This window comes from Acinetobacter sp. YH12100, from assembly GCF_013419135.1.
Classification (GTDB): Bacteria; Pseudomonadota; Gammaproteobacteria; order Pseudomonadales; family Moraxellaceae; genus Acinetobacter; species Acinetobacter pseudolwoffii.
On the sequence record NZ_VPAQ01000003.1, the window covers coordinates 61357 to 77180 of the forward strand.

19 protein-coding genes are annotated in these 15824 nt (G+C 43.0%); 8 read left to right on the forward strand and 11 right to left on the reverse strand.

The annotated features are described in order from the left end of the window. Positions 1 to 125: 125 nt before the first annotated feature. Together FTU40_RS03410 and FTU40_RS03415 are read left to right on the forward strand one after the other, a co-directional pair. Positions 126 to 635 (forward strand): peptidylprolyl isomerase, encoded by a 510-nt coding sequence (locus FTU40_RS03410; protein WP_005171140.1) that lies wholly within the window; start codon positions 126 to 128, stop codon positions 633 to 635. A 110-nt stretch (positions 636 to 745) separates the two neighbouring features. After that, positions 746 to 1465: a UDP-2,3-diacylglucosamine diphosphatase gene (locus FTU40_RS03415; protein WP_005096742.1), complete on the forward strand. Its 720-nt coding sequence runs from the start codon at positions 746 to 748 to the stop codon at positions 1463 to 1465. A 30-nt stretch (positions 1466 to 1495) separates the two neighbouring features. Here FTU40_RS03415 and FTU40_RS03420 read toward each other — a convergent pair whose 3' ends face one another. Both FTU40_RS03420 and hpaI read right to left on the reverse strand, forming a co-directional pair. Beyond that, positions 1496 to 1714, reverse strand: a complete 219-nt coding sequence (locus FTU40_RS03420) for a hypothetical protein (RefSeq protein ID WP_005096740.1) — start codon at positions 1712 to 1714, stop codon at positions 1496 to 1498. A 530-nt stretch (positions 1715 to 2244) separates the two neighbouring features. After that, positions 2245 to 3039 carry a 4-hydroxy-2-oxoheptanedioate aldolase gene (gene hpaI / locus FTU40_RS03425; protein ID WP_074382843.1) on the reverse strand — a complete coding sequence of 265 codons (795 nt, stop codon included), beginning with the start codon at positions 3037 to 3039 and terminating at the stop codon, positions 2245 to 2247. 243 nt (positions 3040 to 3282) lie between these two features. On the opposite strand from hpaI, the gene nfsB reads away from it, so the two are divergent. Together nfsB and FTU40_RS03435 are read left to right on the forward strand one after the other, a co-directional pair. Beyond that, positions 3283 to 3936: an oxygen-insensitive NAD(P)H nitroreductase gene (nfsB, locus tag FTU40_RS03430; RefSeq protein ID WP_005096739.1), complete on the forward strand. Its 654-nt coding sequence runs from the start codon at positions 3283 to 3285 to the stop codon at positions 3934 to 3936. Between the two features lie 107 nt (positions 3937 to 4043). Further along, on the forward strand, positions 4044 to 4271 hold the full coding sequence (locus FTU40_RS03435; RefSeq protein WP_005096738.1) for a hypothetical protein: 228 nt from the start codon (positions 4044 to 4046) through the stop codon (positions 4269 to 4271). Here the strand turns inward: FTU40_RS03435 and FTU40_RS03440 are convergent. The 4 genes from FTU40_RS03440 to FTU40_RS03455 all read right to left on the reverse strand — a co-directional run bounded on the left by FTU40_RS03440 (position 4234) and on the right by FTU40_RS03455 (position 7953). Beyond that, positions 4234 to 5088 (reverse strand): DMT family transporter, encoded by an 855-nt coding sequence (locus FTU40_RS03440; RefSeq protein WP_180039785.1) that lies wholly within the window; start codon positions 5086 to 5088, stop codon positions 4234 to 4236. The genes FTU40_RS03435 and FTU40_RS03440 overlap by 38 nt on opposite strands. Positions 5089 to 5173: 85 nt before the next feature. Further along, positions 5174 to 6214, reverse strand: a complete 1041-nt coding sequence (gene fba, locus FTU40_RS03445) for a class II fructose-bisphosphate aldolase (protein ID WP_005096736.1) — start codon at positions 6212 to 6214, stop codon at positions 5174 to 5176. A gap of 119 nt (positions 6215 to 6333) precedes the next feature. Next, entirely contained in the window at positions 6334 to 6612 is a 279-nt protein-coding gene (locus FTU40_RS03450) for a hypothetical protein (protein WP_005171152.1), read from the reverse strand. A 153-nt stretch (positions 6613 to 6765) separates the two neighbouring features. After that, entirely contained in the window at positions 6766 to 7953 is a 1188-nt protein-coding gene (locus FTU40_RS03455; RefSeq protein WP_180000056.1) for a phosphoglycerate kinase, read from the reverse strand. Between the two features lie 139 nt (positions 7954 to 8092). Here FTU40_RS03455 and FTU40_RS03460 point away from each other — a divergent pair, with 139 nt between their 5' ends. The 3 genes from FTU40_RS03460 to FTU40_RS03470 are packed head-to-tail and all read left to right on the forward strand — an operon-like array spanning position 8093 to position 10265. After that, positions 8093 to 8476 carry a DUF2237 family protein gene (locus FTU40_RS03460; protein ID WP_005096732.1) on the forward strand — a complete coding sequence of 128 codons (384 nt, stop codon included), beginning with the start codon at positions 8093 to 8095 and terminating at the stop codon, positions 8474 to 8476. Continuing rightward, the gene (locus tag FTU40_RS03465) at positions 8476 to 9069 is read left to right on the forward strand and encodes a nucleoside triphosphate pyrophosphatase (protein WP_180039787.1); all 594 of its coding nucleotides are present in this window, start codon (positions 8476 to 8478) and stop codon (positions 9067 to 9069) included. Before FTU40_RS03460 ends, FTU40_RS03465 begins: the two co-directional genes overlap by 1 nt. A 26-nt stretch (positions 9070 to 9095) precedes the next feature. Further along, positions 9096 to 10265 carry a cupin domain-containing protein gene (locus tag FTU40_RS03470; RefSeq protein WP_074382849.1) on the forward strand — a complete coding sequence of 390 codons (1170 nt, stop codon included), beginning with the start codon at positions 9096 to 9098 and terminating at the stop codon, positions 10263 to 10265. A gap of 58 nt (positions 10266 to 10323) precedes the next feature. Here the strand turns inward: FTU40_RS03470 and FTU40_RS03475 are convergent, their stop codons facing one another. The 5 genes from FTU40_RS03475 to FTU40_RS03495 form a co-directional block, all read right to left on the reverse strand. Continuing rightward, positions 10324 to 12246 (reverse strand): ATP-binding protein, encoded by a 1923-nt coding sequence (locus FTU40_RS03475; RefSeq protein WP_180039789.1) that lies wholly within the window; start codon positions 12244 to 12246, stop codon positions 10324 to 10326. Continuing rightward, positions 12246 to 12929 (reverse strand): response regulator transcription factor, encoded by a 684-nt coding sequence (locus FTU40_RS03480; RefSeq protein ID WP_005096728.1) that lies wholly within the window; start codon positions 12927 to 12929, stop codon positions 12246 to 12248. Before FTU40_RS03480 ends, FTU40_RS03475 begins: the two co-directional genes overlap by 1 nt. 220 nt (positions 12930 to 13149) lie before the next feature. Next, complete coding sequence (locus FTU40_RS03485; RefSeq protein WP_180039791.1) at positions 13150 to 13932, reverse strand: glutathione S-transferase N-terminal domain-containing protein; 783 nt, start codon at positions 13930 to 13932, stop codon at positions 13150 to 13152. Positions 13933 to 14049: 117 nt separating this feature from the next. Beyond that, complete coding sequence (gene rraA / locus FTU40_RS03490) at positions 14050 to 14559, reverse strand: ribonuclease E activity regulator RraA (protein ID WP_180039793.1); 510 nt, start codon at positions 14557 to 14559, stop codon at positions 14050 to 14052. Between the two features lie 12 nt (positions 14560 to 14571). Further along, the gene (locus FTU40_RS03495) at positions 14572 to 15237 is read right to left on the reverse strand and encodes an NAD(P)H-binding protein (RefSeq protein ID WP_180039795.1); all 666 of its coding nucleotides are present in this window, start codon (positions 15235 to 15237) and stop codon (positions 14572 to 14574) included. Positions 15238 to 15451: 214 nt separating this feature from the next. Between FTU40_RS03495 and rpsT the strand changes: the two genes are divergently transcribed. Beyond that, on the forward strand, positions 15452 to 15718 hold the full coding sequence (rpsT, locus tag FTU40_RS03500; protein WP_005171172.1) for a 30S ribosomal protein S20: 267 nt from the start codon (positions 15452 to 15454) through the stop codon (positions 15716 to 15718). Positions 15719 to 15824 lie beyond the last annotated feature (106 nt).

The following is a 15824-nucleotide window of genomic DNA, read 5'->3' on the forward strand; positions in this document are numbered from 1 at the left end:
GGTACTATTTTTATGCTTTTAACAAAGAAAATAATGTTTTTACTTGCCTAGTCGATTGTAGTTTGCTTATGCTTCACTCATTCAGAAAAAACCATGGCACTCGTCCATGATTAGGAGATTACACAATGAGTTTTCCTCAAGTCGAATTAAACACCAATAAAGGTCGTATTGTTCTTGAACTCAATGCTGAAAAAGCACCTAAAACAGTGGCTAACTTTTTAGAATATGTGCGTGACGGTTTTTATGACGGCGTAATTTTCCACCGTGTGATTGATGGTTTCATGATCCAGGGTGGTGGTATGGATGAAAACTTCAAAGAAAAAGCGACCCGTGATGCAATCGAAAATGAAGCAGACAATGGCTTAACTAACGATTTGGGCACAATTGCCATGGCGCGTACGCAAGCTCCACATTCTGCATCTGCTCAATTCTTCATTAACGTTGGCAACAACGCATTCCTTAACCATTCTGGTAAAACAGCACAAGGTTGGGGTTATGCAGTATTTGGTAAAGTGACTGACGGCATGGACATTGTCAACGAAATTAAAGGCGTTCGTACTGGCAACCGTGGCTACCACGCTGATGTTCCACTAGAAAATGTGGTTATTGAGTCTGCAAAAATCATTTCTGAATAAAAAACGTCCTCTCCGTTCTTTATGAGTTTTAAAGCGATGCTTTAAAACGGTGTAATGGAAAATCCCTCATATAAATGAGGGATCTAGAGAGGAATAAAAGGAAAAGATTCGTGACCTATCTGTTTATCTCAGATTTACATTTGTCACCTGATCACCCTCGACTTGTTCGGGGGTTTTTAGATTTATTGACCGAATATCAAGATCAAAATACCCGATTGTATATTTTGGGTGACTGGTTCAATGCCTGGATCGGTGATGACTATACAGCCCCATGGCTGGACGAAATTATCACTGCCTTAAAACAGTTTATTCAGGCTGGCAATCAGGTATATTTTCAGGCAGGCAACCGGGATTTTGTTCTCGGCAGCAAGTTTTTAGCTCAATTTGGCGGAAAGCTGCTTCCTGAGATAGACCAACTGAACATTGCAAGAACACGTTTTCGCCTGGAACATGGTGATGCACTGTGTACCGATGACATCGCTTATCAGCGCTTTAAAAAGATTATCCGGCATCCACTTCTGCTAGGCTTATTAAAGCGTACACCGCTGTCTTTCCGTAAAAAATTAGCCAATGGCTTTCGTCAGCAAAGTCATCAGGCGCAGCAGTTTAAAAGCTATGAAGTGATGGATGTTAATGATCAGGCCGTTGAGCTGGCATTACAAGACGTTGACGTATTGATCCATGGCCATACGCATCGCGCAGCCATTCATCCGCTAGGTCAGAAAAAAAGAATCGTACTGGGTGACTGGAAGGAAGACAGTGCCGAGATACTGGAAATTCAGGAAAACCAAGATTTCGAAAGCCTAAAACTAAAAAAGTGGCGATATTAATCGGCCACTTTTTTTAAGATATGTGTTTGCTTAGCACAGACGATAAAGCTTATTCACACCGGTATAGAAACTTTTACCATCAAGGTTAAACAGAATTTCTTCACCTGTTTGTAGCTGGATCATTTTTCCAACTTCTACCCAGATAAAACCATCCTGAGTGTTTTGCTTGCGCTTTAAAGGAACCAGTTTAACATTAATTTCGCCACCATTTACGGCTGTAGCGGTATGCCATTCATTTAATATATTCAAAATATTTACTCATAAAATGAGCTTTTTGTGACTGTACAAAGAGATTAAGAAAACCAAATTTGTATAATAATTCTGTAGTTACTAGATGTTATTCAAGCTCAAGCTTGAACCAAAAGTGAATCACAATTAGCTAGAAATAATAAAAGCGGGAACTATACCCACTCGAAGTGTTTATAAGTATACATGCTTATTTACTAGAAAGCAAACACACATTGTCATTACAAATAATGCCTGCCTGATTTTTAAAACAATGATTGTACAGAAATTTTATAAAGGTAATTGTTATTGATAGATATCACTTTTATAAAATAATTCATAGCTGCTACAAGGCCATTAAAACAGATAGCAGACATCAAAAGTCCAGTTCTGCTCTTCTCATCATTCAGGAAATAAGCACATTGAGCTTTATATTAGGTCAAAAAACAGACGATCATCTTGTTAGATTTGAATGAATAGATCATTGCAGACAAGTTTTGCTTAAAAAGCATTCAAAACCTTATCTAATCCATTCATTCAGATCTGGTAAATGATTAATATCCCGTATTTGTTTTAATTACATTTATATCGGTTTTATATTTTCCCAACAAATCCCGCAATGAATTCATCAGAACGCTGGTATCAACGCCTACTGCAACAAATTCAGTACCAAGCTCCAGATACTTTTGTGTGACTTCATGCTGAGTTGACAGAATACCAGCGGCTTTACCTGCAACACGAATCCGCTGAATTGCATCCACAACCGCGGCTTGCACCTCTGGATGATTTGGATCACCCTGATAGCCCATGGTAGCAGACAGGTCTACGGCGCCAATAAATACCCCGTCAATTCCATCAATCTGAAGAATAGCATCCAGATTTTTCAATCCGGTAACCGACTCGATCTGGATCAGCAAACAGATTTCTTCATGCGCAGTCTGATAATAATTCGGAATGCTGTTCCAGCGCGTGGCACGTGCCAGTGCAGCGCCAACGCCACGAATTCCTTCCGGTGGATAACGTACTGCCTTAACCATCAGTTCCGCCTGTTCCACAGTTTCGACCATCGGAATCAATAAAGTCTGCGCACCGATATCGAGCAGCTGCTTGATCAGCTGTACACTGCCAACCGGAGGTCTTACCACCGCTTGCGACGGATAAGCGGCAATACTTTGCAGTTGCGACAATGTAATTCTCAAATCGCTGGGAGCATGCTCACCATCAATCAGTAACCAGTCATAGCCGGCATTTGCTGCAATCTCGGTACCATAGGCATCTGCCAGCCCAATCCACAACCCGATTTGCTGCTGGGTTTTAAGTTTGTGTTTAAAATAATTGGTAAATTGCATTTACGGACCTATTTGCATGTTACTGGCGATACTGCTTATTAAACGCTTCTTGTCCAAAAGTGCCAATAGACAAAAACTGGATTGTTATCTAATTTAACGCTAAGTTTTACTTGCATTTATATCAAGATCATTCAACAACAGACTTTGCCTAAGGTATTTTTATTGTAATAATCAGGAGATTTCAAAAGCTTATACCTGCAAAACATCTATCCTCTGTTTATTTAAAAAGATTGGAGTCCATTAATGGATTTACTCAAAATCACACAGACTCGCTATGCCACCAAAGCCTATGATCCTAGCAAGAAAATCCCGGCAGCCCAGTTTGAACGTTTATTAGAAGTTTTGCGTTTTGCACCTTCTTCGATCAATATTCAGCCTTGGCATTTTTTTATTGCCGATCATGATGCCGCCAAACAGCGCATTGCCAAAGCCTTGATCGGTACTTATGCCTACAATGCACCCAAAGTTCTGGATTCTTCGCATACTATTTTATTTTGCACCAAAGCCGATATTAATGAGCTGCATCTGGAAAACTTACTGAATCGCGATGATCTCAGCGGGCGTTTTAAAGATGAATCGGCCAAAGAAGGTCAGAAAAACACCCGTGCAGGCTATATTCATTATTATCGTAATGAAAAAGGTGACATTCAGCGCTGGGCTGAAAATCAGACCTTTATTGCGCTCGGTCAGATGCTGTTGGCTGCCGGAATTGAAGGTGTCGATGCCACACCAATTGGCGGCTTTGATGAAGAGATAATTAGTGAAGAATTACAACTCGCAGAACAGGGTTTAATTCCCTCTGTCTTGCTGACTTTGGGTTATCGCAGTGAAAATGACTTCAATGCCAAACTGCCGAAATCACGTCTACCCGCTGAAGACATTTTCACCAAACTGTAAGGATTTTATGCTATAAAAGGGGCCAGGCGCCCCTTTCCATATCAGTTCGGGCCTATTTTTTGCTTTATTTAATTTACCATCTAATAGAATAACAATAGAGGTCATCTATGTCGCTCCTTACCTCCAAATCCCTGAAATTTGCATGCCATCATTGCGATAAAATTTATCTCCAACACTATAAAGATCAACAGCATCGTTATCCGCACTGTCCAGACTGCCAACAGGCCGGTTTATTGCTTGGACTGGCCGAAGCAGGCGACCTGCTGCGACATCCGATTGAATTTGCATCTTCTTATGTCAAGCAGACATTGCATAAGCTAGGCAAATCACACTAGTGAGACCTAGCAGTAAACCCGCGGCACTTGCAGGTTTGAGTCGCTCTTTAAAGAACATCACACCTGCAATGACTCCAAACACCACCACCAGAATATTCATGCCAGCAAAGACAATTGCCGGCGAATCCTTGAGCAGCATATGGGCTTTGACATAAAACGCAATATTGGCAAAATTCAGCACACCCAATAACAGACCAGCGCCGATATTCTGTATCGACCCCAAGCTTTTATATTTAAGTAGTAGATAGCCCATCGACATGATCAGAGCGCAAATAAACATCAGATTGAGTGCAATGGTAAACTGCAAACCTAAACTGGTTGTATATTTTAATAATACATCAATCAGTGCATAACCCACCCAGACCAGCCCCAGATACAACATGCCCTGACTGCCCTGTCCTGTACTTTGTCGATGTGAGAATAAAATACACAGCACTGCGCCAATACCTAAAGCGATCCCGAGTATTTTCAGCTGATTAAACTGTTCCTGAAAAATAAAATAAGCCGCCGCCAGTGACAAGACTACAGAAAGCCGCTGGGCGATTTCTGTTTTTAAAATTCCAGCGCTTTCCAAGGCTTTGGCCAGCAACAGAAATACGCTCGGAAGCAAAATACCCAATGCCAGAATGAGGAACCATGGTGTCTGGCTTGGCGAAATATGCTGGATATCCGGCTTAAACCAGAAAAAGCACAACAAGCTGGCGGTGGCATAATTCCAGCTAATCATGTGGATCGGACTCAGCCCTCTGTTTTTGGCGACTTTTAATAATATTGAGACCACAACGCTACACAGCGCTGCTGCGAAAATCAGTTCCATATGCTGCTCTTATTCTTGGTATTTATCAGTCTACAAAAAAGCCCACATTCGCTGTGGGCTTTTTCTATAAATGATTCACTGGGAATTATTTATTATAGTACGACACCATTTTCTCTAAAGAAATTGGGCGAATCTTGTCTGCATTGCCCGCAGTACCAAATGCTTCATAACGATCGATACAGATTTGCTTCATGGCATCAACCGTTGCGCTGAAGAATTTACGTGGATCGAATTCGCTTGGCTTTTCAGCCATCATACGACGCATTGCACCAGTAGACGCTAAACGCAAGTCAGTATCGATGTTGATCTTGCGCACGCCGTGTTTGATCGCTTCAACCAGCTGTTCAACCGGAACACCATAAGTTTCCTTGATGTCACCGCCATACTGGTTAATTACTGCCAACCATTCTTGAGGCACAGAGCTTGAACCGTGCATGACAAGATGCGTGTTTGGAAGCGCTGCGTGAATTTCTTTAATGCGGTCAATCGCAAGAATATCACCTGTAGGTGGACGCGTGAACTTGTACGCACCGTGTGAAGTACCTACTGCAATCGCAAGCGCATCAACATTGGTATCAGCAACGAAACTACGTGCTTCTTCAACTGAAGTCAGGAGTTGAGAATGATCCAGTACGCCTTCTGCGCCTACGCCATCTTCTTCACCTGCCATACCTGTTTCAAGGCTACCCAAACAACCGATTTCACCTTCAACAGATACGCCACACGCATGTGCCATTTGAACTGTACGGCGAGTCACATCAACGTTATATTCATATGAAGTTGGTGTTTTACCGTCTTCACCCAGTGAGCCGTCCATCATCACTGATGAAAAGCCGAGCTGGATTGAACGTTGACAAATGTCAGGGCTCGTACCGTGGTCTTGATGCATTACCACTGGAATATGTGGCCATTCTTCAATTGCAGCCAAAATCAGGTGACGCAAGAACGGAGCACCTGCATATTTACGCGCACCCGCAGATGCTTGTACGATAACAGGTGAATTGGTTGCATCTGCTGCAAGCATAATTGCACGCATTTGTTCTAAGTTGTTTACGTTAAATGCTGGTACGCCGTAAGCATGTTCGCCGGCGTGATCCAAGAGCTGGCGCAATGAAATAAGAGCCATAATATCCTCCCAGTGAATGCCACATATTCTACATGTTCAAAGGTTTCAATTCAGCAACAAATAACACTATTTAAAAAAAATCCCTGCTTTTGCAGGGATTTTATCTCACATGCACTGGATTAAGGTGCTACAGGCTCAGAAGTCGCTGTAACTGACTGGTCTGCAGTTGCTTCATCTGCTGGCGCATTGGCAATTTCAGCTGGAATATCGGTATTTTTTTCATCTAAAACTGGCTGGTCAATAGCATCAATGGCTGCTTGCTGCTCTGGCGTTATAGTCTCATTGGCTACTGCTGCCGAGCTTTCTGTTTCAGCGACCGGTGCATTTTCCTGTTTCGCACATGCAGTCAGTGCCAATGATGCAGCGAATAAAGCCGCCAAAGTTAACTGTTTTTTCATCACGTGATCTCATCATTTGGTGATTTAATGACTGCATCTTATGACAGATTTATTGCATTTTCATGACGAAGCCATGAAGGGTAAGTTTTCATTGTCAAAAAAATGACATAAAAAAGCTGGCACTTGGCCAGCTTTTTAGCTTAGGACATGCAATCAAGCACGTTCTAAGAGTACGGCAACTGCAGGAAGGGTTTTACCTTCAACGAATTCGAGGAATGCACCACCACCCGTAGAAATATAGCCAATTTTATCTGCTACTTCGTACTTGTCGATTGCAGCTAATGTGTCACCACCACCCGCGATCGAGAAACCGGCAGATTCAGCAATCGCTAAAGATAAAGTTTTGGTACCTTCGCCGAATTGATCGACTTCAAACACACCCACCGGGCCATTCCAGAGAATGGTTTTAGAGGTTTTCAGGATTTCTGCAAATGCTTTCGCAGTTTCCGGACCTACATCCAGAATCATGTCGTTATCAGCAACATCGGCAACATTTTTCACAGTTGCTTTCGCAGCAGCCAATGAACCCAGAAAATCTTCAAAGTTGATTTCAGAAGCATCGGCAACCACAACGTCAGTTGGAAGTGGCACTGATACTTTTGCAGCAATGGCTTTTGCAGTATCGATCAGATCTTTTTCACACAGTGACTTACCAACGTTATAGCCTGCCGCAGCAAGGAAAGTATTGGCAATACCACCACCCACGATCAATTGATCGCAGATGTCAGACAGTGAAGTCAACACATCAAGTTTAGTCGATACTTTAGAACCAGCAACAATTGCCACCATTGGCTTTTCAGGTGTCTTAAGCGCACGGCCTAGTGCATCAAGTTCAGCTGCAAGCAATGGACCTGCCGCAGCTACTTTGGCTAAACGCGCTACGCCTTCAGTCGATGCTTCTGCACGGTGCGCTGTACCGAATGCATCCATCACGAATACATCACACAGCGCTGCATATTTTGCAGCAAGTTCAGGATTGTTTTTCTTTTCACCAACGTTAAAACGGCAGTTCTCAAGTAACACAACTTGACCCGGCTGAACCTCAACGCCATCTAGGTAGTCGGTCAATAATTTTACGTCTTGACCCAAAGCTTCAGTCAAGTAAGCCGCTACAGGTGCAAGCGATTGTTCAGCTTTAGGCTCACCTTCAACCGGACGACCAAGGTGAGAATACACCATCACTGCAGCGCCTTTTTCAACTGCTGCCTGAATGGTTGGCAATGCTGCACGAAGACGCGCATCGCTGGTGATCACACCATTTTTAACAGGAACGTTTAAATCTTCACGGATCAGAACACGTTTACCTGCTAAATCGAGGTCAGTCATACGCTGAAAGTTCATGTAGAGCTCACTTTATAGATATTAAAACCAGCCGATTTTAAATGATTATGCAGAAAAAGGTTAGCATCTTTTGCAGAAAACATTCTGAATGCCAAAGTTTTGTTATGATAGAAAAAAGCTTCTTTTAGATTCAGTGCCTATGTCGATACATCCTGATCCAAATCTTAACCGTTTGAACGTGTTAGGTGAGCCTTTATCAAGCTGCTGCTTCGATCCGATTACCGGTTATTTCCGCAATGGCTTTTGCCATACTGCGACCACTGATCTGGGGCAGCATACGGTATGCGCGCAGATGACGTCGGAATTTCTCAATTTCTCGCAAAAAGTGGGCAATGACCTGATCACACCTTTGCCAGAGCTGGACTTCCCTGGCCTGCAACCCGGTGATTTCTGGTGCCTCTGCGTGACACGCTGGGTCGAAGCCTATGAAGCAGGTCAAGCGCCCCCGATCAAGCTGCAAGCCTGCCATAAAGCGGTGCTGTCTTATGTACCTTTAAATATTCTTGAGGAATATGCTGTCTAATGAATGCTGTACAGATTATTTTGGCATCCTCCAGCCAAACCCGTAAAGAGTTGATGAATCGCCTGCATATTGATTATATTTCTCTAGTACCGGATATCGATGAGTCTCCTCGCGGTGAAAATCACGCAGATGATTTGGCCAAGCGGCTGGCTTTTGAGAAAGCCAAATATATTGCTGAGCAAAATCCTGAAGCGATTGTGATTGGTTCGGATCAGGTGGCATGGCGTGAAGGCGCACCAGATATTTTTATTGGCAAACCTTTAACCCCTGAAAAAGCCATTCGCCAGTTACAGGCCAATTCGGACAAGATTGTCTATTTTAGTACTGCACTCAGTGTGCAACAGCAGGCTACTGGTTATGAACGAACGCTGGTCGAGCACTATAAAGTCAAGTTCCGTAAACTGTCCAAAGCCGAAATTGAACGCTATGTCACGATTGAACAGCCACTGCATTGTGCCGGCAGTTTCAAATGTGAAAGCCTCGGCATCAGCCTGTTTGAAGAAATGATCGGGCAAGACCAGACCACTTTGATGGGCATGCCGATGATCAAGCTGTGTCACATTCTTCGTGAATTGAAAATTTTAGTTCCTTAATCTCCCCTTAATTCAGGCTGTAATCTATGTCTCAACCTTTAGACGTTTTAGGCGGAATCACCGCTGAACAATTCCTGAGTGAATACTGGCAAAAAAAACCGTTACTGGTGCGTAATGCGATGCCTGAAATCGCCAATCTGCTTGAACCTGATGACGTGATGGAACTTGCGCTTGAGGAACATGTCACTGCGCGTTTAATCAAGCAAAAAGATCGCGATCCGAATCAGTGGAGCGTGAAATCTTCGCCTTTACTTAAAGCTGATTTTCAGAAAATGCCCAAGCTGTGGACACTTTTGGTTCAGGCGGTAGATCATTATTCATTTGACCTATCGGAAATGTGGAAAAAGTTCCCGTTTATTCCGCAATGGCGCCGCGATGACATCATGGTGTCTTATGCACCTCAAGGCGGCTCTGTAGGAAAGCACTTTGATTTTTACGATGTCTTTCTGGTACAAGGCTACGGGCATCGTCGCTGGCAGCTCGGACAAATGTGTGATGCCGAAACTGCATTGGTTCCGGGTCAGCCACTGAAATTATTGCCTGAAATTGAGGTGAATTTTGACGAAGTTCTGGCACCTGGCGACTTGCTGTATGTGCCACCTGGTTTGGCGCATTACGGCGTTGCAGAAGATGATTGTCTAACCTTTTCCTTTGGCTTCCGTATGCCAAATGTGAGCGATATGATGGACCGTGTTGGTGATAAATTTTCTGAGAATGAAAGTTTACGCAATCCGCTGGTTGATATTATTCGTGACCAGGTCGGAGCCATTGGTGAAGTCAGCGGCAATGAGCTGGAATATCTAAAAGAACAGATCATGCAGCAACTGCATAATTCGAATGTTTTAGAAGATGCCATTATGACTTTAATGTCAGAACCCAAATATCCAGAGAACCTTCCAGAAGCAGAAGAAATCGGTACAGGTGATCTGGAAGAAGCACTGGATCAGGGTTATAGCCTGATGCTCGAACCGGCTTCACGCCTGCTCTACACCGAAGCAGACGGCGATGTTCTGTTCTGGGCCAATGCTGAAGGGATTGAAATCTCTGAGGCATTTAGCACAAAACTCAAGCAGCTTGCAGATGGTGAAACCATATTGCTAGATGAAAACTTCGCTGATGAAGATATTCTGGAAGATGTCGCGGCATTATTAAATGATGCGGTACTGATGCTGGTTCCGCCAGCAGAACAAGACTAATTCTAAGCTAAAGCCAAATAAAAAGAGGATTAAATAATCCTCTTTTTATTTGCAAAGATTAGGGTTGATAGAGCTCCAATACGACCTGAATCACTGTATTCCCTTTCTCAGACTCAATCTGAAACACGCCTCCCATACGTTCGACCCGCATTTTCATGCTGCGCATCCCAATACTCAGACCATTTTTTTGCACTATTTCAGCATCAAACCCAACGCCATTGTCCTGAATACTTAAAGTGAGTTGATGTGGCAGAAAATATTCCAGACTGACTTTCGCCTGACTGGCCTGACTGTGCTTAATGATATTGGTCAGACTTTCTTCGACCACCCGAATCAGGGTCAAACATTGCAATGCGGTCGGTTCACGCTGCCAGACTTTTGGAAATAACCATTCAACCTCAATATTTATCTCTTCCAGCAACTGGGTAAAACGATAACGTACCGGGGCAATCCAGAGTAGTGGGGTTTCCGGTACTTTATTTTCGATAGACGAACCACTATCAATGATTTGTCTAAGATCATCTCTGAGCAATTTCAGCATGGAAAGAAACTGTCGGTTGGGAATGCTGTCAGTACTCTGATCGACCAGAATCATAGAGCGCACAATCGAGCCTCCTAGCCCATCATGCAGTTCATGCGATAAGTTAATCCGCTCCTGTAAGCGGACATTATCCAGCTCCAGTTGATGTTTATCGTTCAGGCTTTTATTCAGATCAGCGCCGACCTGCTGGACTTTACGTTCTAACTGGCTATTAAATTTTTCGATTTTCCTGACATTACGATTCAACCGCGTGGCCATAATCAGTACCACAAACAGGGTAATAATTGGTGAGGTATAGGGTGATAAAGGTGAAAAATCACTAATTGCCGTTTGACTTAAAATGATCAGATCTACGATTACACATAACAAAACCCCCCACAGACACAGCATCAGGAAAAGATATTCCCCATTGCGGGTTTTAAGTGCGTGATAGCTCACATAAATAATACAGCTTATAAATAATCCCACATAGAAAATAAATGCTGTGCCCAGTACCTGCCCCAGATAATCCAAGGAACTCATCACAATCAGCAGAGCAAATAAAAGCGTGATCAGGATAAATCCCCGCTCCACATACTTAAATCTCTGTTTTAAAAAGCGGATCAAATACAGACTAAAACAGTGGATATAGGCAATAAAACAAAGCATATTGGCTTTGCTGGCCGCGATGCTGGAGCGAAACGGAAAGCTTTCTGTGGTCAGTACATTGGAAATAAACAGAATCCATAGGAATGAACTGAGTGCCAGCCAGCCAAAGGTGGTTTCTGAACGTCGAAATTGCCAGACAATGAAGCAGATGATCCCAATCATTGCTGAGAAAATCATATTCATCTGAAACAGCGTGCGGCGATCCCAGATTTCGCCTAAATACTTCTGGCTATTGACCAGCACATTATTAAATTCAATTTTACCCAGTCCGGCGTTCTGAAAACTATAACCCTGTACATAAACCAGAATTTCATTACTGCCCTTGTTTAAGCCACTGATGGGCAAAATCCAGTAACGCGGCATATTCCAACTTTTTGACAATGGCTCTTGCAGGTGTTGATCTGACCAGAGTAAATCACCATTCAGGAACACGGCGCCGGCCGAATTAATATAATCAATGGAAAAGGCAATCGGTTCTGCAAGACGAATATTGTCTTGGCATGACCAGTTCCAAACAATTTTATACCAGGCCCCACCATGATAATCTTTCCAGTTACGCTGCCAGTTATCCGGTAAACTGACACTTTGCCAGCCAGATGCAGGCATCTGGCTAGGATTTTGCACCTGAACCTTTTGAATGTAGTCAATCTTTACATCACAGAGATCATTGACCTGAAAATGGTCTTGCGCCTGACTCATACCACTTAACAGACACAGCCAGCAGCAAAAGAGCAAAATACCGATCCATTGCAATCTCTGTCGCTGCCTGCTTCCAGAACGAGCTGGATGCATCACAGAATTCCTAAATGCCGTGCGGTACTGACTGCCTTGGTACGCCGACTGACGGACAGTTTCCGGTAAATATGCTTGATATGACTTTCGACGGTATAACGTGACACACAAAGTTGCTCGGCAATCTCTCGATTACTCAGGCCTTGTGCGACCAGTGACAGAATTTCTTTTTCCCGATGGGTCAGCACTTCCTGCTCGGCATCCGAATGGTTGCGTTCGACTGGTGGTGATGAAGCAGGTATAGAAATCTGTTTGAGAATTTCCCGCGCAATAAAAGGATCAATTGGCGCGCCACCCCGTAAAATACTGCGGATCGCCAGAGTGACCTCCACATCATCGCGTTCTTTTAATACATAACCGGTGGCACCCGCCTGAATTGCAGTAAATAAACTGTTCTGCGTACTCCAGGCCGAAACCACCAAAATCAGAGTTTGTGCGTCATTTTCGCGAATTTTTTCAATAATCGAAATCCCACTCCCATCTGGCAGCCCCAAATCGACCAATGCCAGTGAAATCGGCTGTTGTTTTAAAATGAAATATGCTTCTTTAAGATTATTGGCAAAGAGCAGAACATCTTCGCTATAGCCCAAATTGGTTAATATAATTTTTAAACGTCGTTGAATGACATACTCATCTTCAACGATTAATACAGGTACTGGCAAGACTGCCTCTAGTGCTGTCATAAGCACGCCCCTTATATTTATTGTTATGTCACCTTGAAGAGTAAAATATAACCAAAAAAACTCTAAAAATCATGATTTATTTCATTTTTATGCTATTTCTTTCTAGCCTCATAGGGATATTCTAAATACCGTCTGCTTAAAACCAGCATAAAAAAATGCCATCTACGCAGTGAATGGCATTTCTTAAGCACAATTTTAGAGTTTTAATAGGCTGAATATTTTAAGCGGCGCCGTATTGCTGTTTTAAATATTTTACAATCTCAGCTGATTCAAACATATTCACGCCTGTATTTGGATCGACCAGATAAGGAACCTGAATATTATTTCCCATCATTTCAAATAAATGTTCACGCTTCCCGCCTGGTAGTGGTTCATATTTCCCCGGTCTTAAGCGCAACTTGGCTGGCCCATAATCCTGCCAACGTTCTTTGGCGACATTATGAAAAACAAAGGGAATTTCAAGCTCTGAGAGAACGCCACGTACCACTCGGACAAAAGGACTGGCTTCAAAACCCCATAATTCCAATAGCTGTTCCGGTGCCGGACGATCAACCACCTGTTTATTGATCCAGACTCCGCGCGCACCATTAATAATCGTTCCAGCAAAAGCAGCGACTGGAATTTTCGGATAAGTTGCATATTTCTTTGGCGTTTTGCCACTTTTGCCATAATGCTTGAAGAGATGATGGATAATATCTTGCGACTCATACATCTGATCGCCTGTATTTTCATCCACCAAAAATGGAAAGCGAGTCTTGCCGCCCAACTGTTTTACGACCGGACGATATTTCGTACCACCCTTAGGGCACGGATAAACTTCATAGTCCAAATTAAGTAAGGTCAGCACTTCTCGCACCCGACGACAAAAAGGTGAACCTTCAAATTCATAGAGCTTAATTGATTTTTCAGGCTGATTCGGAAATGGCGTTCCAACCATGCCACGTCCTCCTTGGGCGACTGAAGAGGCTAATGCTTGTGCAACCTTGATTTGATGACTCAACATAGTATTTTCCTATTTTTGTTTTATATGAATGAAAGACAGAATCTAAGCATCCTGTCTTTCAGGGTACAAATGAGTTTTGTTGTTATTCTTGCATGCAGAAATGCAGATTCTAGCCGATTAAGCCACTAAGGCTGTTTTGGACACCACAATACCATTATTGTCTGCATAGACATAATCGCCAGCATTAAACGTTACACCACCAAAACAGAGAGAGATATCAACTTCACCCACACCCTTGCGATTACTCTTTTGCGGAATAGCCGCCAAGGCATGTACGCCAAGGTCTAATTCAGCAATCGCATCGACATCACGCACACAACCATAAATAATCACGCCATTCCAGTGATTTTTTACCGCTGATTCTGCAATCAGGTCACCCATCAAGGCACAGCGCATCGATGCACCGCCATCGACCACCAGTACCTTGCCCGTTCCATCTGTGGCCAATAACTCTTTCACCCGTGAGTTATCTTCAAAACATTTTACTGTCACAATCTGACCGCCAAAGGTTTTGCGCGCCCCATAACTCTTAAAAAATTTACCGTCCAGGCAAGGTGTCACCACCTGAAGCTCTAGGTCTGGATGATCATCTAACAAGTCACAGGTGACAAATGCTGCTGTAGACACGGTGTTTTCCCCTCATTTCATTTTTTGTATGCGTAAATTATCATAAATTTCAAATTTTACCGTCTGAGTTAGCGCGGCCTCGACCATAGTATGAGCCACCTGATCGGCTGTCACTGGCTTATACGCAAAACTATCCGGAATAAAACGCGATATTTTATGATAAACCTGCTGTGCGGCATCCTCCAAAAAACGCTGCTCGGGACGTTCGCCAATTAATAATGAAGGCCGAATCAGGCTGATTTTATCCAGACTCAAGGTCTGTACATATTCTTCTAGCTGGCCTTTAACCTGATTATAATAAAAATGAGACTGGGAGTTGGCGCCCATCGCACTCAACAGCAAGTAATGCGCTGAAGTCTGTTGCAGCAATTCGGCAAAATGGGCATTAATAGTATAATCAATATTATAAAAGGCCTGCTTGGATCCGGCTTGTTTCATGGTACTGCCCAAACAGCTAAAACCGTGACTGTGCTCGCTGACATCCTGATCATTCAGCATCAGAAAATCTTCAAGTACCAATTGCTGGACTTTATCCAAACTATCCAGATCATTTTGATATTTTCTGACCACTGCAGTAATATGCTGGCAAGTTGGCTCGTCTTGCAGACGTTTTAAGAGTTGTTTTCCCACCAAACCGGTGGCACCTATGACGATGGGATGAATCAGCGATTTAGTCATTTTTTATACGATCTCCTAGGTAGAATACTAATCTAACGTTTTCTTTAGAATTTTTCTGCATCTAAAATGTTGTCAAAGCATGTCAAGACTTGACTTCGGTGCTCAGTTTAATCAAAATATGGCACTTGTTTACGGGCTGGTGATAATTCCTCTGATGATGGTTTTCAGTTGAGTTTCAGCCCGCCCAGACCAATCTATTTCAAGGAGTGCACGAGTGGCAAACTCTGCTCAAGCTAAAAAACGTGCTCGTCAAAACGTTAAAGCACGCAAACACAACGCAAGCTTGCGTTCTATGGTTCGTACCTATCTTAAACGTACATTAGCTGCTATCGGCACTAATGACTATGCTGTTGCTACTGAAGCGTACAAAACGCTTGTTCCAGTAATCGACCGCATGGCTGACAAAGGCATCATCCATAAAAACAAAGCAGCTCGTCACAAGAGCCGCTTGAACGCACAAGTTAAAGCATTAGCTAACTAATTTGTTGCAATGAAAAAAGCCCTTTTTAGGGCTTTTTTTTGTGTCTGCTAAAAAATGATTCTGTATTTTTCTCATTTTTATTTTCAATTTTTTACTCTGATACAAT